Origin of the sequence: Halobaculum halobium (assembly GCF_030127145.1) — an archaeon.
GTDB lineage: Archaea > Halobacteriota > Halobacteria > Halobacteriales > Haloferacaceae > Halobaculum > Halobaculum halobium.
In genome coordinates this window covers 1,150,282-1,168,541 of record NZ_CP126158.1, presented here as the reverse complement: position 1 = coordinate 1,168,541, position 18,260 = coordinate 1,150,282, and the positions used below count along the sequence as shown (strand labels likewise).

Sequence of the window (18,260 nt, the reverse complement as noted above, 5' to 3'; positions counted from 1 at the left end):
CCCGACCCGGCCGATCCGACCCGGTTACTCGTACTCGATCGTCGCCGGCGGCTTGTGCGTCACGTCGTACACCACCCGCGAGACGTTGTCGTTCTCGCCGGTGATCCGCGACTGGATGCGCTGGAGCGTCTCCCACGGGAGGTTTTGCGCCCGCGCTGTCATCCCGTCGCGGCTCTCCACCGAGCGCACGGAGACGACCCAACCGTGGACGCGGTTGTCGCCCTTCACGCCCGTCGCCTTCCCGATGACGGCGGCGAACGCCTGCCACGGCTCGTGTTCTTCGACCTCCTCCTCGACCACGTGGCACGCGTTCCGGGCGACCTCCAGCTTTTCCTCGGTGATCTCGCCGATGATGCGGACGGCGAGTCCGGGCCCCGGGAACGGCATGCGCTCGGAGATGACGGCCTCCAGATCGAGCGCTCGGGCGACCTCGCGGACCTCGTCCTTGTAGAGGTCGCGCACGGGCTCGACGATGCCGTCGAAATCGACCACGTCCGGCAGCCCGCCGACGTTGTGATGGGACTTGATGTTCCCCTCGCTCTCGATGCGGTCGGGATAGATCGTTCCCTGCACGAGGTACTCGGCGTCGGTCTCGGTGGCCTCGCGTTCGAACTCGCGGATGAACTGCTCGCCGATGACGTGACGCTTCTCCTCGGGGTCGGTGACGCCCGAGAGCGCGTCGAGGAACCGGCCTTGCGCCTCCACGACCTCCAGCGACTCCATGAACGAGAACGTCTCGCGGATCTGATCCGTCTCCCCTTTGCGCATCAGGCCGGTGTCGACGTACACCGGGGTGAGCTGTTCGCCGATGGCGCGGTAGGCGAGCGCGGCCGCGACCGACGAGTCGACGCCGCCCGAGAGGGCGATGATCGCGTTCGCGTCGCCGACGGCCTCGCTGATCTCGGTCGTCGCCTCGTCGATGAACTCCTCGACGTTCACCATCAGGCGGTCACCTCCTCGTCGGCGACGGGGTCGCGGTCGCCCGCCGTCTCCTCGTCGCCGTCTTCGGGGTTCGCCTCGTCGAGCACCGCGTCGAGCAGGCCGACGAACGGCGGCGACGCGCGGTCGGGTCGCGAGCGGAACTCGGGGTGGAACTGCGTGCCGACGAAGTACGGGTGGTCGTCGCGCTCGAGGATCTCCATACGCGGTCCCGCGCTGCCGGAGAACACGAGTCCGTCGGTCGCCAGCTCCTCGATGTAGTTCGGATTCACCTCGTAGCGGTGGCGGTGGCGCTCCGTGCAGGAGGTGTTGCCGTAGATTCGCTCGGCGAGCGTCCCCGGTTCGATTTCGGTTTCGTGGGCGCCCAGCCGCATCGTGCCGCCCATGTCCTCCTCGTCGTGCTGGTCGGGCAGCAGGTCGATGACGGGGTAGGGCGTCTCCGGTTCGAACTCCGCGGAGTCGGCGTCGTCCCACCCGAGGACGTTGCGCGCGTGCTCGACGACGGCCATCTGGAACCCGAGACACAGGCCGAGGAACGGCACGTCGTGTTCACGGGCGTAGCGCACGGCCTCGACTTTCCCCTCGGTGCCGCGGGAGCCGAAGCCACCGGGAACGACGACGCCGTCGGCTCCTTCCAGACGCTTCCGGTGGTCGCCGTCGGCCTCGTCGGCGTCGACCCACACGACGTTCACGTCGACGCCGTGCTCCAGCCCGGCGTGTTTCAGCGCCTCGTGGACGCTCATGTACGCGTCCTCCAGGTCGTACTTGCCGACGAGCGCGATGTCGACCTCGCCGGTGCGGTCGCGCGTGACGAGGTCGCGCCAGGTGTTCTCGCGCTCGGGGGCCGGGAGCGCCTCATCGGCGAGGCCGAGCCGCTCCATCACGTACTCGTCGAGGCCCTCCTCCTCGACGGTGAGCGGGACGTGGTACACGTCCTCGACGTCGGGGTTCGAGAAGACGGCCTCGGTGGGAACGTCACAGAAGAGGCCGATCTTCTCTTTCGTCTCGGGGTCGAGTTCGTCGTCACAGCGACCGACGAGGATGTCGGGCTGCAGACCGATCGAGCGGAGCTCCTTCACCGAGTGCTGGGTGGGCTTCGTCTTCTGCTCGCCGTTCTTCGAGTAGGGGACGAGCGTCACGTGCGTGAAGAGGATGTCGTCGTCCTCCTCCTCGTGGGCGAACTGGCGGAGGGCTTCCAGGTACGGCATCCCCTCGATGTCGCCGACGGTTCCCCCGATCTCGACGAGGCACACGTCGGTCCCCTCGGCGGCCTCGCGGATCCGCCGCTTGATGTCGTCTGTGACGTGCGGGATGACCTGCACCGTCTTCCCGAGGTAGTCGCCGGCGCGCTCCTTCTCGATGACGTGCTGGTACGTCTTGCCCGTCGTGACGTTGTGATCGGAGGTCATGTCGACGCCGAGGAAGCGCTCGTAGTTCCCCAAGTCGAGGTCGACCTCTCCCCCGTCTTTCAGCACGTACACCTCGCCGTGCTGGTACGGGTTCATCGTCCCCGCATCGACGTTCAGGTACGGGTCGATCTTGACGGCCGTCACATCGAAGCCGGCGTTGGCGAGCAGCCGGCCGGTGGACGCGGCGGTGATCCCCTTCCCCAGACCGGACATCACCCCGCCCGTGACGAAAATGAACTTGCGACCCAGTGATGGGTCGTATCCCGTTTGTTCAGTCGGCATAGTGTGGGTGCGGCAGGCCGGTGGAAAACCGTTTCGGAGCGATCCGGTGGGGTCTCGGATCCGGCGGGAGTGGGCCGGGTTCTCCCCGGTGAGCCGTCGCCGCGAATCGGCACCGAGATCGCCGTCCGGGACCGCGCCGCCGACCGCACCTTTAGGTTACGTCCGCCCTTGTATCAGCGTATGCGCGTAGTCGTCGCCGGCGGCACCGGCTTCATCGGGACGCACCTGTGTACGGAACTCGACCAGCGCGGCCACGAGGTGGTGGCGCTCGCCCGGGACCCGTCCGGCGCCGGGCTCCCTGACGGCGTCATCACGAAGGCGGCCGACGTGACGGACCGCGACTCGCTCGCCGGCGCCGTCGAAGACGCCGACGCGGTCGTGAACCTCGTCGCCCTCTCGCCGCTGTTCAAGCCCGACGGCGGCGACGAGCAACACGAGCGGATCCACCTCCGCGGGACGGAGAACCTCGTCGCCGTCGCCGAGGACGCGGGCGTCGATCGGTTCGTGCAGATGTCGGCGCTCGGCGCCGACCCGGACGGCACGACCCATTACATCCGCGCGAAGGGGCAGGCGGAGGAGGCCGTCCGCGAGAGCGGGATCGAGCACGTGATCGCCCGCCCGTCGGTCGTCTTCGGCGACGGCGGCGAGTTCGTCTACTTCACGAAGCGGCTGAAAGAGATATTCGCGCCCGGCGTCCCGCTGTACCCGCTCCCCGGCGGCGGTCGCAACCGCTTCCAGCCGATCTGGGTCGGCGACCTCGCCCCGATGCTCGCTGACGCCGTCGTCGACGCCGAGCACGGCGATCAGACGTACGAGTTCGGCGGCCCCGACGTGCTCACGCTTCGAGAGATCTCCGAGCTGGTGTTCGAGTCGGAGGACACGTCGATCACGGTCGTCCCGCTTCCGATGGGGCTGGCGAAGGTCGGGCTCTCCGTCCTCGGGTCGGTCGGCTTCCCGATGGGGAGCGATCAGTACCGGTCGCTCCAGCTCGACAACGTCGTTAGCGAGAACGACGTCGGCGCGTTCGGCGTCGCGGAGACGGACCTGAAGCGGTTCGACGAATACCTCGGACTACCGACGGAGCCCGGAGATACGGCCGAATCGACCGCCACCGTGTAAGCGATCGGCGCTTCGCTTGGGGACTTCCAGGTCTGCGTTCGGGTCCGCTGGGCCGGTGTTCGAATCTGCCGGACGAGGGCTCGAGATCCGCCGGACGGGCGTTCGGGATCAGCCGGATCACAGACCGCGCCCGAGCCTCGCCGGGCCGCCCGCTCGCCCGAACTGGTTCCCACGGGTAACGCCCCAGCCGGAAGGTATAAATGTGTCATACGACCGTCTGGTGCGCGGGTCTCTCTCCGAGCGTTCGCTTCTTCGACCCCGACGCCTGGTTGCGATCTCCGGGCGATTCCGACGGGCTCGGACTCTCGTCAGTGATAGCCCCATCAGAAGGTTTATGACCGTCCTCTCTCTGAATCTGGCGTAATGAGGAGGGGAGACGTATGAAACTGGCACTCATCGGATTCGGTCAGGCGGGGGGAAAAATCGTCGATAAGTTCGTCCAATACGACCAGCGCACGGGAAGCGACATCGTGCGTGCGGCGGTCGCGGTCAACACGGCCAAGGCGGACCTCATGGGCCTCGAAGAGATTCCGCAGGACCAGCGGGTCCTCATCGGGCAGTCGCGGGTCAAGGGCCACGGCGTCGGCGCGGACAACGAACTCGGCGCGGAGGTCGCCGAGGAGGACATCGACGAGGTGCAGGGCGCCATCGACTCGATCCCGGTCCACGAGGTCGACGCGTTCCTCGTCATCGCCGGGCTCGGCGGCGGCACCGGCTCCGGCGGCGCGCCGGTGCTCGCGAAGCACCTCAAGCGGATCTACACCGAACCCGTCTACGGGCTGGGCGTGCTGCCCGGTTCCGACGAGGGCGGCATCTACACGCTGAACGCGGCCCGCTCGTTCCAGACGTTCGTCCGTGAGGTGGACAACCTCATGGTGTTCGACAACGACGCGTGGCGCAAGACCGGAGAGTCGGTCTCCGGCGGCTACGACGAGATCAACGAGGAGATCGTCAAGCGGTTCGGCATCCTGTTCGGCGCCGGCGAGATCGACCAAGGGCAGGAGGTCGCCGAGTCCGTCGTCGACTCAAGCGAGATCATCAACACGCTGTCTGGCGGCGGCGTCTCGACGGTCGGCTACGCCAGCGAGGAGGTCGAGGAGGCCGCCGGCGGCGGCGGGCTGCTCTCGCGGCTCACCGGCGACAGCGACGACGAGAACCTCGACACCGCTCACACGACCAACCGGATCACATCGCTCGTGCGCAAGGCGGCGCTGGGTCGCCTCACGCTACCGTGTGAGATCGAGGGCTCCGAGCGCGCGCTGCTCGTCATGGCCGGGCCGCCCCAGCACCTCAACCGCAAGGGGATCGAGCGCGGTCGCAAGTGGCTCGAAGAGCAGACCGGATCGATGGAGGTGCGCGGGGGCGACTACCCCGTCAGCGGCTCCGGATTCGTCGCGAGCGTCATCCTGCTGTCGGGCGTGACGAACGTCCCACGGATCAAGGAGCTCCAGCAGGTCGCCATCGAGGCCCAGGACAACATCGACGACATCCAGCAGGAGAGCCAGGACAACCTCGATAGCCTCATCAGCGATGACGAGGACGAGCTTGAATCGCTGTTCTGAGCTCACTGCGGTCCTCGCGGTTCTCGCCCTCTTGGTCGCGGCGGTCGCGCCGGCGGCGGCGGTGTCGGTCGAACAGACCGACGTGCCGGAGACGGGCGAGGTGGACTCGCAGGTGACGGCGACAGTGACGCTGACTGAGCTGTACGACACCTACGAGACGTGGCAGCTCGCCGGCCAGACCGGGCTGCAGGACGTGACGTGGACCGTGACGTTCCTGAACCAGGCGGGCAACCAGGTGCGCCAGGAGTCGTACGACGGCCAGAACTTCACGGGCGCGACCGTCGACATCGAGGCGGGGACCTCCGAGGTCCGCGTCCGCGTGACGGGCACCGTGCCGGCCGTCGAGACGTACAGCTACGACCCGCAGCAGTCGTTCACGCTGCTCGCGCTCGATCAGACTCGGGAGGGCGGCACGTCGAACGAGCTGACGAACCAGTCGGCGACCCACTACACGAGCGACAGTCGTGAGGCGCGCGAGGCGATGGAATCGGCCCGGACGGCGATCGACGCCGCCGGCAACCCCGACACCGCCGAGGAGTCGTTCGCCAGCGCGGTCGACGCCTACGAGGCCGGGAACTTCGACAACGCCGCCTCGCTGGCCGAGCGCGCCGAGACCGAGGCCAACCAGGCCGAGAGCAGCCAGCAGCGCAATCAGCTGATCCTCTACGGCGTCGCCGGCCTCGTCGTGCTCGGGGTCATCGCGGGCGCCGCCGTGCTGTTCCTGCGGGGTCGCGGGGACGGCTACGACAAGCTCGGCTGACGCCGAGACAGTTCGGATTTCGATCGTGGCAGACACCATCGACGCGCTCGTCCCGTTCGCCCCGGATCGCCCGAAGACGCGACTTTCTGACACGCTCACGCCCGATGAGCGGCGGGCGTTCGCCGACGCGATGCTGACGGACGTACTCGCGGCCCTCCGTGCGGCCGACTTCCGGCCGCGACTGCTCACCACCGAGGCGACCGACCGGGACGCGCCGGAGACGGTCGACGAGCGACCGCTCACCGACGCGGTGAACGCCGCGCTCGACGCGCACGACCTCGGCCCCGAGTCACCGCTGGCGGTCGTGATGGCCGATCTCGCGCTGGCAACGCCGCGGTCGCTCGCGCGCCTCCGAGGCCGGGGCGACGTGGTCCTGGCGGCTGGATTGGGCGGCGGGACGAACGCGCTGCTCACCCGGGACCCGGGGTTCCGGGTCGACTACCACGGCGCGTCGTACCTCGATCACCTGCGCGCCGCACGCGGCGCTGGCGCGACGGTGCGCGAGGTGGACTCGCGGCTGCTGGCGACGGACATCGACGAGCGCGGCGACCTCGCCGAGGTGCTGGTGCACGGTGACGGCGCGGCTCGCGACTGGTTGGTCGATGTGGGGTTCGCGGTCGACGCGAGCGGCGGTCGGGTGTCGGTCGGTCGCCAGGCGTAGGCCGGAGAGGAAGCGGACAGGTGGGGGCGCTATTCCCCGCCGAGTTCGAGACTCGTCACCATCCCCTTCGCGGCGGCGAGCTCGTCTTCGTTGACGCCGTGGCCCATCCCCTCGTAGATGCGCTCGTCCACCTCCGCGCCCAGCCCCTCCAGCACTTCGGTGGTCTCGGTCACGCGTTCCAGCGGGATGTGCGGGTCCACGTCCGAGCAGCCGAGGAAGGCGGGCGTCCCGTCGAGATCGCCGTCGTACTCGCGGGGGGAGCCCTCGGGACCGATGAGCCCGCCGGAGAAGCCGACGAGGCCGCCGTACCGGCGGGCGTTGCGGGCGACCCACTCCGAGGCGAGGCACGCGCCCTGTGAGAAGCCGAGCACGAGCACGTTCTCGGCGCCGACGGCGTCGGCGGCGGCCTCGACGACGCTGCCGACGAACCCGAGCGCGGAGTCGAGGTGCGGCTGGTTCTTGCTCGTCTCCTCCATGAACGAGTGGGGGTACCAGGTGTTGCGGGCGGCCGAGGGCGCGAGGTACGCGACCGAGTCGGTGCCGAACTCGCCGGCCATCCCGAGGATGCTGCGGGCGGTCGCGCCGCGGCCGTGGACCATCACGACCGCCGCCGTCGCCTCGGTCAGGTCGGCGCCGGCGTGGCGCACGGGCTGGCCGCCGTGGGGGCCGTCGACGCTCTTGGTGTCGATATCGGTCATCGCTCGAACGGTCGGTTCCGGGCGGGGTATCGGTTGTGGTGGCGGATCGGGCTCGTGTCGTTCGTGTCGCTTTGGGTCGAGTCGGACGTCCCGTGTTGCATCGCCTCGAGAGCTGTGCCGGCGAGCGCCGCGTGGCGGGTCCTGTCCTCGTCGCGTTTCCGCGCTTGCCGATGACCGACTCGTTTTTGACCCTCGGTCGGCGATTCCCGGACGTGTTCCCGGGCGCGGCGGAGTACGACCTCGACATCGCGGTCGCCGACAGCGACGTGGAGCGGCTGCTGTCGGTCACACCCGAGGACGTGTCCGCTGCGCCCGAACTCACGTTCGCCCGGAACGTGTTCGTCCCGCTGACGACCGCTTGCCGGTACACCTGCACCTACTGCACCTACTACGACGTGCCCGGGGAAGCGAGCCTGCTGTCACCCGAGGAGGTGCGCGAGCGCTGTCGCGTCGGCGCCGACGCCGGCTGCACTGAGGCGCTGTTCACCTTCGGCGACAAGCCGGATTCGCGCTACACCGCGATCCGGGACCAGCTATCCGAGTGGGGGTACGACTCCGTCGTCGACTATCTCGATCGCGCCTGCGAGATCGCGCTCGAAGAGGGGCTGCTCCCGCATTCGAACCCTGGCGACCTCACGGAGGCGGAGTTCCGCCAGCTCCGCGAGGCGAACGCCTCGATGGGCGTGATGCTGGAGACGACCGCAGACGTGGACGCCCACGCCGGAACGAGGCGGAAGACCCCCGGTCAGCGCCTGAACACCATCCGCGCCGCGGGGGAGGCGCGAGTGCCGTTCACGACGGGTATCCTCGTCGGCATCGGCGAGGGGTGGACCGACCGGGCGGAGTCGCTGCTGGCGATCCGCGCGCTCCACGAGCGCTACGGCCACGTGCAGGAAGTGATCGTCCAGCCGGTGACGCCCAACGAACGCTCCGACTTCGAGGGGCCCTCGACGGCGACGATGCGGCGCGTGACGGCGATGGCGCGGGCGGCGCTCCCCGAGGAGGTGTCGGTGCAGTCGCCGCCGAACCTCGCGCCCGTCGGCGACCTGCTCGACTGCGGCGTCGACGACCTCGGCGGCGTCTCGCCGGTGACGGACGACTACATCAACCCCGACTACGCGTGGCCCGCGCTCGACGAACTCCGCGCGGTCGCCGAGGCGGGGGGCGTCCCCCTCCACGAGCGTCTCCCGACTCACGAGCGCTTCCTGCCCGCGAGACACCGGCGCGCCGGCTTTGACGGCGACCCCGCTCCAGGGCGTTGGCTTCACGGTCGGATCCCTGACGCGCTCGCCCGCGAGGACGTCCACGGCGCGCGCTTCCGAGGAGTCGCTCGACGCGACGCGCCGCTGTCGGTGTGAGCCGCACGCGGGAGCGAAGGCGTTTGAGCCGGCCGGACGACGCGGTCAGCCTGCGGACTGTGGTTTGACCCGCGCGAGGGCCGCCGACGCCAGCAGACTCTTCCGTCGCCCGACCCAGCCGGTATCCGTACATGTACGGCGTGACATCGACGGTCGCGGCCCTGGCCCTGCAGATCGACACCGGAGCGGTCGTCGCCCGGTTGGGCGGCTACGCGACGAACGTTATCGGCTTCGTCCTCGGGTTCGTGCTCACCTACCTCCTGGGGAAGTTGGTCCTGCTCCCGATCGCCCACCGGGTGCTGAACCGTCGCGGGTTCGACCGCACCGTACTCAGCCTCGCCGACAGCGTGCTGGCCGCGCTGGTGGTGGTGCTCGCGATCTCGATCGGATTTATGGCCGCCGGCTTCCCGCGGTTCCTCACCGCCGTGGCGACGCTCGGCGGCGCGCTCGCGCTGGCGATCGGCTTCGCCGCCCAGGACCTCATCGGCAACTTCGTCGCCGGCGTGTTCATCATCAAGGACAAGCCGTTCGAGGTGGGCGACTGGATCGAGTGGAACGGGAACTCGGGGCGCGTCGAGGACATCGACCTGCGCGTCTCGCGCGTCCGCACCTTCGACAACGAGCGCGTCACCGTCCCCAACGGGGAACTGGCGAACAACGCGATCACGAACCCCGTCGCGTACGACACGCTCCGCCAGAAATTCGTCTTCGGCATCGGCTACGACGACGACATCGACCACGCCACCGACTGCATCATCGAGGAGGCCGATGCCGTCGACGGAATCCTCTCGGACCCAGCGCCGTCAGTGCGCGTAACCGAACTCGGCGACTCGGCGGTCGGGCTCCAGAGCCGGTTCTGGATCGACGACCCCGACCGCGGCGACTTCGTCCGCGTCCGCTCGGCGTACGTCCAGGCCGTGAAAGAGCGCTTCGACGAGGAGGGCATCGACATGCCGTACGTCCACCGACAGCTCACCGGGGAGGTGGAGGTGCTGGAATCGGTCGCCGACGGCGCCGTCGCGACAGCCGACCCGACGGCGGTCGACGGTGACGGCGACGGCGACTGACCGACGCGCCCCGCTCGAGGTCGGTCGACCGAGACCCTCTCGTCGGCTCCGCGGCGGTCGTCCGTCGTTCTGTTCCTCGCAAGACACATATCCCTCGGCCGACACACACCCGGTAGTGACTCTGCGATCGCGACTCGCGACCCTGTTCGACAGCACCTACGAGCGCGTGCTGCGCCGTGAGATCGGCGACGGTCCGGACCACGTCGCGATCATCCAGGACGGCAACCGTCGGTACGCCCGCAGTCGCGGCGGCGACGCGCCGGAGGGCCACCGTGCAGGCGCCGACACGACCGAGCAGGTGCTCGACTGGTGTGGCGACCTCGGCGTCGAGGAGCTCACGCTGTACGCCTTCTCGACGGAGAACTTCGATCGCCCGGACGACGAACTGGACCCGCTGTTCGACCTGCTGGAGGACAAGCTCCGGGAATTCGCCGACGCCGACCGCGTCCACGAGCAGGGCGTGTGCATCCGCGCGCTCGGCGAAGTCGACCGCCTGCCCGACCGCGTCCGCGACGCGGTCGCGTACGCCGAGGAGCGCACCGCCGACTACGACGAGTTCACGCTCAACATCGCGCTCGCGTACGGCGGGCGAAACGAACTGCTCGGGGCGGTCCGCGCGGTCGCTCGCGACGTGGCCGACGGCGATCTGGCGGCCGACGACGTGGGCGTCGCGGAGGTGGAGTCGCGGCTGTACCGCCGCCCCGTCCGCGACGTGGACCTCATTATCCGAACCGGCGGCGACGAGCGCACCTCGAACTTCCTCCCGTGGCACGCAAACGGCAACGAGGCGGCGGCGTACTTCTGCTCGCCGTACTGGCCGGAGTTCTCGAAGGTCGACTTCCTGCGCTCCATCCGCACCTACGAGTCCCGCGAGGAGTCGTGGCGCCGCACCCGCGCGAAGCGCGCGGCCGCGCTCGTGCGGTCGCTCGCGGCCGTCGAACTCGACGAGGCGCGGACGGTCGCGAGCCGGCTACGCGAGCGACTGCCCGGCGAGGCGACCGACGAGGAGCTGAGCGAGGCCCTGGAGACCGGCGCCGCGGGCGAGACGGCGGACTGACCGTTCACGTCCCGAACCGCCGCTGGCGGTTCTGGTAGTCCAGCACCGCCCGCAGGTAGTCCCGCCTCCGGAAGTCGCGCCAGTTCACGTCGGTGAAGTACAGCTCCGAGTAGACCGACTGCCAGATGAGAAAATCGGAGAGCCGCTCGGCGCCGGTTTTGATCACCAGATCCGGCTCCTCCGGGAAGATCAGCCGATCCTCGATGTCGGCCTCGGCGATCTCGTCGGGGTCGAGGTCGCCGGCCTCGACGGCCCCGGCGATGTCGCGGACGGCGGCGGCGAACTCGCGCTTGCCCCCGAGGCCGATGTTCACCCGGATCGGCGCGTCCGCGCGCTCGGTGTCGTCGGGCGTGCGCACCGCGATCGATCGAGGGGCGTCGATCCCAGCGAGTTCGCGCGCGAGGGTGTCGACGACCGCCTCGTCGAGCACGGAGACGGAGACGGTGACGCGCTCGGCGCCGTACTCGAACGCCCAGCCGAGAAACGACTCCAGCGTGTCGTAGGCGCCCTGTTCGAGCAGGTCGCGCTCGGTGATGACGAGCGCGACGTGCGCGGGCGGATCGCCCGCGTTGCGACGGTGGCGGACGCCGAGGTACGCGTCGTACAGTCCCACTGCTGGTCGTGTGTCGAACAGGGCACGGGAAAGCGTTACCGCTCGGTGTTCAGGTTCGGGCGGTTCCGGCCGGCTCGGGCACCCGACGGGGATAGGTGCTGTTCCCGGCGGGGCGCCGTCCGCGGTGGGGCGCCGTCCCGGGACCGTTAAGTGTGCGTCGGAGGTACCTCCGGCCGTGAGACACCGACTCCGGCGCGCAGGGGCGTTCGCCGTCGTCGCGTCCGCGGTGTTGGCCGCGCCGGCGCTGGGGCCGGCCGCCGCCGCGCCGTTCGCCGCCGTCGCCGTCCTCGCGGCGTTCGTCGTCGAGGAGGGTCGGTTCTTCGAACTGTTCGCCCGCCCGGGCGACTACGAGGACCGCCGCCTCAACGGCCTCGCGGGGTTCGCGCTCGCGGCGACCGCCCTCGGCGTGTTGACCGCGCTCCCGCAGGCGCCGATGCCGGTCACCGTGTACGCCGCGAGCGTCCTCTCGTTGGCGTACGGCGTGCTCGGCCGCGAGTTCCTCCGCGAGTCGACGAGCGACGAGTTCGCCACGACGGCGGCGTTCGTCGCCGTCGCGTTCGCGGCCGCGACGCTCGGGCAGGCCGCCGTCGCCGTCGCCGCCGGGTCGTTCGCCGCCGCGGCGCTTCCGACGTACGTGTTCCTCGCCGCCACCGCCGCGCTCGTCGCCGCGCTCCTCCGGTCGGTGCTGTTCCCCGGGACGACCCGATCGTGATCGTCTCAGTCGGCGTCCTCCTGTGGCTGCTCGCCGCGCTCGTGGCCGCAGGCGGTGTCGTCGTCACGCCGGCGCTGGTCGCCGTCGGGCTCGCGCTCAGCGTCGGGCTCGGCGTCGTCTCGTACGTGCTCGAAACCGCGTCCGTCTCGGGGATGTTGACGGGGGTGCTGTTGGCCTTTGCGACCGTCGTCCTCGGCGGACTCGGCTGGTTCCTCGTGCTCATCTCGTTTTTCGCCATCGGCGGCCTCGCCGCGAAGTTCCGCTTCGACGAGAAGAACAGCCGCGGCGTCGCGGAGGGCAACGACGGCGCCCGCGGCGCCGGCAACGTCCTCGGCAACGCCGGGATCGCGTTGTGTGCGGTCCTCGTGTACGCGGCCGCCAGAGCGATCGTCCCGGGGACGTCCGTTCCCACGCTGATCGCGTTCGCGTTCGCCGGATCAGTCGCGGCGGCGATGGCCGACACGCTCTCCTCGGAGTTCGGCGGGCTGTTCGATACGCCCAGACTGGTGACGACGCTGCAGCCCGTCGCCCCCGGCACCGACGGCGCGATCACGTGGCAGGGGGAGGTCGCCGGGATCGCCGGCGCCGCGCTGGTCGCCGCGCTCGCGGCACTCGCGATGCCCCTGGCCGGAGCGACCACCCTGGGACCGACGAGTGCGGAGGCGGTGATCGCCGTCCCCGTGGCGGTCGCCGTCACCGGCGCCGGGTTCGTGGGCATGACGGTCGACAGCCTGCTGGGCGCGAGCGTCGAGGGTGACCGAATCGGCAATCAGGCGGTGAACACCTTGGCGACGCTGTCGGGGGCGCTCGCGGCCGTCGTCCTCTCGGTCGTCGCCGGCGCCGCCGCGTTCCCGTCGCCCGCAACGTTCGGTGCGCTCGTCGACGCGCTCGCGTCAGTCGCGACGATCGTCCTCGCGAGCACACCGCTTCCGTTGGCGTGACGGTCCGACCCGGCCGACCGGACGACGATCCGGCGGTGCGGACGCTCCAAACGCTGCTTCGCGAGCCGAGCCCGGCCCTCCGCTCGCACGGGCTACGAACCGGTGCCGCGCTCGTCGATGAGACGCACGACGGCGTCGTTGTGGGCTACCTCCTTCCGGTCGCCGGCGACGGGGTCCACGTCGCTGAACTCGCCGTCAACCCCGAATACAGGCGTGAGGGCCGGGCGACCCGACTCCTCGAGCGGCTCCTCGCCCGCGCCGACGGCCGCGTCACCCTCCTCGTCGCCGCCGACAACGACGCCGCGAGACGCCTCTATGAGTCACTCGGCTTTCGGCCGACAGCGCGGCGCCCGGGGTTCTACGACGACGGCACGGACGCCATCCTGTTGGCTCGGGAGTCGGCCGAGGGCGGCGGGACCGCGTAGGACGGAGCCGAGAAGCGCGGGTCAGGCCGCGGTCGACCGGTAGTGTCGGTACGCCGGTCCCGCGAGGAGGAGCAGGCCGGCGAGCCCCGCCGTCGCGATCAGCCACGGGTCGATCACGCCGGCGAGCCCCGCCTCGGCGACCCGTCCCGCCGAGGCGCCCGCGACGGTTCCGGCGACCGCCCACGGAAGCTCTCCCACCGCGCTTCCGAGGACGAACGGTCCGGCGCGGACGCCCGCCAGCCCGGCGGCGACAGAGACGGCGTCGGAGGGGAACGGGAGGAGTCGGGAGGCGGCGACCGACCGGGTGCCGCCGGCGACGGAGACGGCGCGTTCGCCGGCGCCGACCGCGCGGTCGAGGAGGTCGTTGACGGCCGTCGAGATCCGGTCACCGCCGGCGAGCGCGTCGCCAGCGCCGCGGCCACGTCGGGCGAACAGGTACGGCGGAATCGACGTCAGGACCATCGCGCCGAGCGAGAGGGGGACCGCCGACAGGCCGAAACCGTAGCCGGCGACGACTGCCAACAGGGTCACGGGCCACGCGAGCAGCGGGCGGACGACCGCGAGCACGACGAGCATCGCGAGGAGCCTGCTCGGCTCGGCGACGACCCACGAGAGTCGGTCGAGCACGACGCTCGGGGAGGTGAGGGCGACGGCGACCACCACCGCACCGGCGACGAGGCCGCCGAAGAGCGCTCGGCGATTCACGGTGGGACTGGGGTCGTCGCGCGAATAAGAGCCGCGGTCGCGGCTCGATCTCACTCGCCAGTGCCGTGGCGCCGCTGTGCGCTTTCGATCGCGCCCGTGCCGTCCGCCTTGGCCCGGACCGCCTCTCCTCGTCCCGGCGTCTCGAGCACCCGAGACGCTTAACAGCGCCCGCGGCGAACCCCGGGCGACGTGACACCGGACGACGACCCGCCCGCACGAACCCGCGAGGAGACGGTCGCGCTCGGCGTGGCGCTGCTGGAGCACCTCGAAGACGACGAGCTCCCCCTCCCGGAGCTGCTGGACCGACTGGAGACGGTGACGACGAGCCCGGCGGTCACCCGCGAGGTGCTCGAGGAGGCCGAGCGGCGCGGGATCATCGAGCGCGAGGACGCGGTCGTTCGCGTCCACGGATCCGGCTTCGTCCGGTTCGACTCCCAGGTCGTCCAGCGAGAGGGCGAGTTCTCGTGCCGCCGCTGCGGTGCGGGGGTCACGACCGGTCACTTCGTCCGCCTCGACGCGGGCGAACTCGGGCCGTTCGGCTCCTCGTGTATCCGGAAAGTGACCGGTCGAGAGCCGTAGCGAGCGGGCGGGAGGAAGCAAAAAGAACGGGCGAAAGCGTGGAGTCCGAGAGCGCAGACGAGCGGGCCTCGCCCTCAGCGGCCGCGACGCAGCTCCTCGATCAGCCGTTCGACGAGTTCGGTCTGGCGCTCGATCTGTTCGCCCTGCCGCTCGACCTGCTCCCGGAGCGCCGCAACCTCCTTTGCGATGTCGTCGGTGGGATCGGCGGGCTCGAACCCGGAGTCGCCGAAGCCGTCGCTCCCGGCGGCGTCGGCCCGGCCGGCGCCCGCGTCGACCGCCTCCCGCTCTTGCTCCCTGTGCAGTTCCGTCGCGGCCGCGGTCCCCGCGGCGCCGGCCGACTGCGACGAGTCCGTCGAGTCGGCCGCCCCCGACGGGTCGGCTCCCGCGGCGTCTGCAGTCGCCGTCTCCATCGTCGCACTGTCGTCGTCAAGCGGCCCCTCGCGGGTTCCCGCGTCCGTCTCGACCTCTGCGGGCTCGGCAGACAGCGGATCGGGGCCGCCGCCGAAGTCGGTTCGGTCCACGGGCTCGTCGTCGTTCTCCTCGCCCTCGGCGGCCGCCGAGAGCGCGCGGAACTCCTCCAGCGATCCGACGTCGTAGTGGGCCAACAGCGCGTTCGTCAGTCGCTCTTTGATCGCCCGGGCGCTGTCGCTTGGCGCCTTGAACCGCTCCTGGCGGCCGGCGGCGGTGAGCACGAGGGTGGTTGCGACGCTCCCCTCCTCGAACGTGAGGTCGGTCACGTCGTCGTAGTGGAACTCCTCGTAGTCGTCGTCCCAGACGGCGGCGCCGACGTGCTTCACGACCCGCGCCGACGTGACGACGAGGGTGAGCTCTGAGAAGCGGAAGGTGCGCTCGACGGTCTCTCCGGGCTCGGTGATCCCGGCCGCCGAGAGGACGCCCGCGAGCACGGGATGGAGGACCTCGTCGAGGGAGCCACGCGGCACCGCGAAGCTGCGCTCGCCGTCGAGGCCGTACTCGAGGGTGAACTTCGCCTTTCGACGCGATTCGGAGACGGCGACGCGCTCGGCGTCGTGGGGGAACTTCTCGGTGGACTCGTCGGAGAGCAGCCCCTCCGCGCGGTAGATCAGCGTACGGGTCGGGGTGACGAACAGCTCGTCGTCCCCGCCGAGGTGAACGCGGGCGACGGGGTCCTCCTCGCCCAGCTCCCCCCGGACCAGGTCCGGCAAAGTCATACCAGCGTTTCACCCGCCCCGTGGCTTAAACCCGGCGGGTACGCGGGTCCCGACGCGTGCTGGAGCGGCGGTGTGCCCCGGTGTGTCGCACCGATTCGCGATGGGAAGGTTCAAGAGTGAGACCGCCCGACGACCACGTGAGCCGGGGTGGCTTAGCTGGACATAGCGCCGCACTCATAGGGTTTCGAGATTCGGTGCGGAACGCCTTGGAAGCCTCCGCCCCAACGGGGCCCGCCGAGCCTCGTACCTGGGTCATGCGGAGATCGTGGGTTCGGAGCCCACCCCCGGCATCCTTTTCGGAAGAAACCGAACTCGGTCCGACGACCGACACTCCCACCTGCACGTCTCCGTTCTAGCGGTATTGCGAGAGGTCGTCCGTCGCGAGCGGATACTGGTCAGAAAGCCCACCGTCGCCCGGTATCGGTCGTGGCAGATCCAGAACGCCGTCATCGTCCTCGTCGGTCTCGTCGAAGGCCGAGTAGTAGTTCCCAAGCTCCCGATCCCCGTCGAACACGGTCGGTTGGCCACTGTCGATACGGATGTCGCCACCACGGAACGCGTTCACGCTGATCCGATCTGCGCCGTATCCGTCGATGAAGAGTTCGACATCGACCTCATCAGCCTGAAAGACGTTCCCCTCCAAGCGGGCCAGACCGAAGTCCCCGCCGTCGACGATCCGGCCGAAGATCATCGAGTTCAGTACGCTCGAGGTGGCACCTCCGGAAGCGGCCGTAACCGCGACTCCGTCTTCGTTCGGATATATCTCCGAGCGTCGGATCGTGAACTCGCCCGACGAGCCGTCCACGAGGGCGACGCCGTCATCGAACCTCGAGTTCGAGATCTCTCCGCCCGAGAAGGACGACGTGGAGTTCCTGAGCCGCACTGCGGAGGCGAATCGACTGTCTCCGACGGTCACTTCCTGTAGGTCGACCGGACGCCGGAACGTACAGCCTTCCGCCTCGAGTACTCCGACCTTGAGAGTGAACTCGCTCAGGTCTTCTCGGACCCCCGAAACCGCGTCCGAGGAGACGGGGGCCGCATCGAACACCGTCTCGTACGCGTCTACCGTCGTCCCGATCTGTGCGCCTCCCTTCCACCCCCGGGTGGGTACATTGTACGCGGCATACGCGAGTGACCAACTCGAGTCGGCGTACACGAAGCCGTTCTCGCGGAGTGGTTCGACGGTGACGTGCCAGTAGTCGACGGCGTTGTCGCTCATCGAGATCTCCTGTTGGGGACCGTCGATCGCGACTGTCGTCTCCTCGCGGCCGGCACCGACCAGCGTCAACGACTTCTCGATGTCCAGATCGTCTCCGCCGAACGTCACCTCGTAGGACCCGCTCTGGATCCCGATCACATCCCCGTTCTGAGCGACACGATACGCCTCCTGAAGCGTCTCGTAGTCCTCATTCCCGGATTCGTCGACGACGAACCGTGGCTCCGGTGCCGTCGGTTCAGGCGTCTCCGTTGGTGTCGGGTCGGGCGTCGGGTTGTCGTCTGTTTGTTCGGTTCCAGCCGCTGTCGGCCCACGTTGCTCTTCAGCGAGTCTGCTGGGGAGACTCGTACAGCCGGCGAGGAGACCGAGACCGACCGCACCGACGCACTCGAGTGATTTTCGCCGTCTCACATGCCACAATGGACACATATCGTCAGATAACTGTTATCATCCGATTACGAGTTCGGATAACCGGCTCCAGGCGGACGATGGCTGCTCGCGGACGACACTGGACGGCGCCTAACCAATCCTGCCACAACTCGGCGTCGGACATCGATCGTCCGGTGTCGACCGAACGGAACAGAGTCACGGAGCGGAACGGGAGTTCGGTCGGACGGCTCAGCTGTCTGCGTCTTCGTCCTCCGAGAGGTGTTCCCACACCTCGGCGCAACCGCACCCGTCCTCCAGATCGTCGAGGTGAGAGGTGTCGACTTCGTCGTCGCCGTACCGGTCGTCGGTCGTCTGTTCTGCCATCGATACAGGACACGCTCTCTACCCTCATAAGGCGCCTCGCACGGTCAATCGTGGCCGACACTCCCCGGTTGAGGGCGGAATTGCCGCTATCCGGGGCGCCGATATCGAGCCGATCCGACCCGCGTCCGCCGATCCTCGGCGGCGCCACCGTCACCGGAACCGTCGGCGGTTGCGACCGGCGACGGGGGTATGCCTGTGGCGGTGCTGCGTACGG

17 protein-coding genes, 1 tRNA gene and 1 pseudogene are annotated in these 18,260 nt (G+C 69.6%); 11 read left to right on the top strand and 8 right to left on the bottom strand.

From position 1 onward, the window contains the following. Positions 1–24 precede the first annotated feature (24 nt). Both guaA and pyrG read right to left on the bottom strand, forming a co-directional pair. On the bottom strand, positions 25–942 hold the full coding sequence (gene guaA, locus P0Y41_RS06185) for a glutamine-hydrolyzing GMP synthase (RefSeq protein WP_284063086.1): 918 nt from the start codon (positions 940–942) through the stop codon (positions 25–27). Then, positions 942–2,630, bottom strand: coding sequence for a CTP synthase (gene pyrG / locus P0Y41_RS06180; RefSeq protein WP_284063085.1), 1,689 nt, complete (start codon positions 2,628–2,630; stop codon positions 942–944). Before pyrG ends, guaA begins: the two co-directional genes overlap by 1 nt. A 180-nt stretch (positions 2,631–2,810) precedes the next feature. Between pyrG and P0Y41_RS06175 the strand changes: the two genes are divergently transcribed. The 4 genes from P0Y41_RS06175 (at position 2,811) to cofC (ending at position 6,732) form a co-directional block, all read left to right on the top strand. Further along, positions 2,811–3,749 (top strand): complex I NDUFA9 subunit family protein, encoded by a 939-nt coding sequence (locus P0Y41_RS06175; RefSeq protein ID WP_284063084.1) that lies wholly within the window; start codon positions 2,811–2,813, stop codon positions 3,747–3,749. Positions 3,750–4,129: 380 nt separating this feature from the next. Further along, the gene (locus tag P0Y41_RS06170) at positions 4,130–5,311 is read left to right on the top strand and encodes a tubulin/FtsZ family protein (protein WP_284063083.1); all 1,182 of its coding nucleotides are present in this window, start codon (positions 4,130–4,132) and stop codon (positions 5,309–5,311) included. Beyond that, on the top strand, positions 5,280–6,071 hold the full coding sequence (locus P0Y41_RS06165; RefSeq protein WP_284063082.1) for a hypothetical protein: 792 nt from the start codon (positions 5,280–5,282) through the stop codon (positions 6,069–6,071). The genes P0Y41_RS06170 and P0Y41_RS06165 overlap by 32 nt, the downstream gene beginning before the upstream one ends. A 37-nt stretch (positions 6,072–6,108) precedes the next feature. Then, positions 6,109–6,732, top strand: a complete 624-nt coding sequence (cofC, locus tag P0Y41_RS06160; protein WP_284063359.1) for a 2-phospho-L-lactate guanylyltransferase — start codon at positions 6,109–6,111, stop codon at positions 6,730–6,732. Between the two features lie 29 nt (positions 6,733–6,761). Here the strand turns inward: cofC and P0Y41_RS06155 are convergent, their stop codons facing one another. After that, positions 6,762–7,430 (bottom strand): alpha/beta hydrolase, encoded by a 669-nt coding sequence (locus P0Y41_RS06155; RefSeq protein WP_284063081.1) that lies wholly within the window; start codon positions 7,428–7,430, stop codon positions 6,762–6,764. Between the two features lie 212 nt (positions 7,431–7,642). Between P0Y41_RS06155 and cofG the strand changes: the two genes are divergently transcribed. The 3 genes from cofG to uppS all read left to right on the top strand — a co-directional run bounded on the left by cofG (position 7,643) and on the right by uppS (position 10,912). Next, entirely contained in the window at positions 7,643–8,788 is a 1,146-nt protein-coding gene (gene cofG / locus P0Y41_RS06150) for a 7,8-didemethyl-8-hydroxy-5-deazariboflavin synthase subunit CofG (RefSeq protein WP_284063358.1), read from the top strand. A 131-nt stretch (positions 8,789–8,919) separates the two neighbouring features. After that, the gene (locus P0Y41_RS06145; RefSeq protein WP_284063080.1) at positions 8,920–9,855 is read left to right on the top strand and encodes a mechanosensitive ion channel family protein; all 936 of its coding nucleotides are present in this window, start codon (positions 8,920–8,922) and stop codon (positions 9,853–9,855) included. Between the two features lie 121 nt (positions 9,856–9,976). Next, on the top strand, positions 9,977–10,912 hold the full coding sequence (gene uppS, locus P0Y41_RS06140) for a polyprenyl diphosphate synthase (RefSeq protein WP_284063357.1): 936 nt from the start codon (positions 9,977–9,979) through the stop codon (positions 10,910–10,912). Between the two features lie 4 nt (positions 10,913–10,916). Here uppS and P0Y41_RS06135 read toward each other — a convergent pair whose 3' ends face one another. Next, positions 10,917–11,525 carry an undecaprenyl diphosphate synthase family protein gene (locus P0Y41_RS06135; RefSeq protein ID WP_284063079.1) on the bottom strand — a complete coding sequence of 203 codons (609 nt, stop codon included), beginning with the start codon at positions 11,523–11,525 and terminating at the stop codon, positions 10,917–10,919. A gap of 175 nt (positions 11,526–11,700) precedes the next feature. On the opposite strand from P0Y41_RS06135, the pseudogene P0Y41_RS06130 reads away from it, so the two are divergent. Then, positions 11,701–13,061: pseudogene (locus P0Y41_RS06130) on the top strand (DUF92 domain-containing protein); the annotation flags it as partial. A gap of 152 nt (positions 13,062–13,213) precedes the next feature. Further along, positions 13,214–13,603 carry a GNAT family N-acetyltransferase gene (locus P0Y41_RS06125; RefSeq protein ID WP_284063078.1) on the top strand — a complete coding sequence of 130 codons (390 nt, stop codon included), beginning with the start codon at positions 13,214–13,216 and terminating at the stop codon, positions 13,601–13,603. A gap of 21 nt (positions 13,604–13,624) precedes the next feature. On the opposite strand, the gene P0Y41_RS06120 is transcribed toward P0Y41_RS06125, so the two are convergent. Beyond that, positions 13,625–14,308 (bottom strand): TVP38/TMEM64 family protein, encoded by a 684-nt coding sequence (locus P0Y41_RS06120; protein WP_284063077.1) that lies wholly within the window; start codon positions 14,306–14,308, stop codon positions 13,625–13,627. 189 nt (positions 14,309–14,497) lie between these two features. Here P0Y41_RS06120 and P0Y41_RS06115 point away from each other — a divergent pair, with 189 nt between their 5' ends. After that, entirely contained in the window at positions 14,498–14,887 is a 390-nt protein-coding gene (locus P0Y41_RS06115) for a DUF5830 family protein (RefSeq protein WP_284063076.1), read from the top strand. 74 nt (positions 14,888–14,961) lie between these two features. Here the strand turns inward: P0Y41_RS06115 and P0Y41_RS06110 are convergent, their stop codons facing one another. Beyond that, the gene (locus P0Y41_RS06110; RefSeq protein ID WP_284063075.1) at positions 14,962–16,077 is read right to left on the bottom strand and encodes a DUF7115 domain-containing protein; all 1,116 of its coding nucleotides are present in this window, start codon (positions 16,075–16,077) and stop codon (positions 14,962–14,964) included. A 141-nt stretch (positions 16,078–16,218) separates the two neighbouring features. Between P0Y41_RS06110 and P0Y41_RS06105 the strand changes: the two genes are divergently transcribed. Then, positions 16,219–16,367 (top strand) — tRNA-Met (locus P0Y41_RS06105). A gap of 62 nt (positions 16,368–16,429) precedes the next feature. Here the strand turns inward: P0Y41_RS06105 and P0Y41_RS06100 are convergent. After that, positions 16,430–17,704: a right-handed parallel beta-helix repeat-containing protein gene (locus tag P0Y41_RS06100; RefSeq protein ID WP_284063074.1), complete on the bottom strand. Its 1,275-nt coding sequence runs from the start codon at positions 17,702–17,704 to the stop codon at positions 16,430–16,432. 207 nt (positions 17,705–17,911) lie between these two features. Beyond that, the gene (locus tag P0Y41_RS06095) at positions 17,912–18,046 is read right to left on the bottom strand and encodes a DUF8595 family protein (RefSeq protein ID WP_284063073.1); all 135 of its coding nucleotides are present in this window, start codon (positions 18,044–18,046) and stop codon (positions 17,912–17,914) included. Between the last annotated feature and the right edge of the window lie 214 nt (positions 18,047–18,260).

Coding starts and splice junctions, on each gene's coding strand:
- guaA (WP_284063086.1), bottom strand. CDS start 942: ATGGTGAACGTCGAGGAGTTCATCGACGAGGCGACGACCGAGATCAGC.
- pyrG (WP_284063085.1), bottom strand. CDS start 2,630: ATGCCGACTGAACAAACGGGATACGACCCATCACTGGGTCGCAAGTTC.
- P0Y41_RS06175 (WP_284063084.1), top strand. CDS start 2,811: ATGCGCGTAGTCGTCGCCGGCGGCACCGGCTTCATCGGGACGCACCTG.
- P0Y41_RS06170 (WP_284063083.1), top strand. CDS start 4,130: ATGAAACTGGCACTCATCGGATTCGGTCAGGCGGGGGGAAAAATCGTC.
- P0Y41_RS06165 (WP_284063082.1), top strand. CDS start 5,280: ATGACGAGGACGAGCTTGAATCGCTGTTCTGAGCTCACTGCGGTCCTC.
- P0Y41_RS06155 (WP_284063081.1), bottom strand. CDS start 7,430: ATGACCGATATCGACACCAAGAGCGTCGACGGCCCCCACGGCGGCCAG.
- P0Y41_RS06145 (WP_284063080.1), top strand. CDS start 8,920: ATGTACGGCGTGACATCGACGGTCGCGGCCCTGGCCCTGCAGATCGAC.
- P0Y41_RS06110 (WP_284063075.1), bottom strand. CDS start 16,077: ATGACTTTGCCGGACCTGGTCCGGGGGGAGCTGGGCGAGGAGGACCCC.
- P0Y41_RS06095 (WP_284063073.1), bottom strand. CDS start 18,046: ATGGCAGAACAGACGACCGACGACCGGTACGGCGACGACGAAGTCGAC.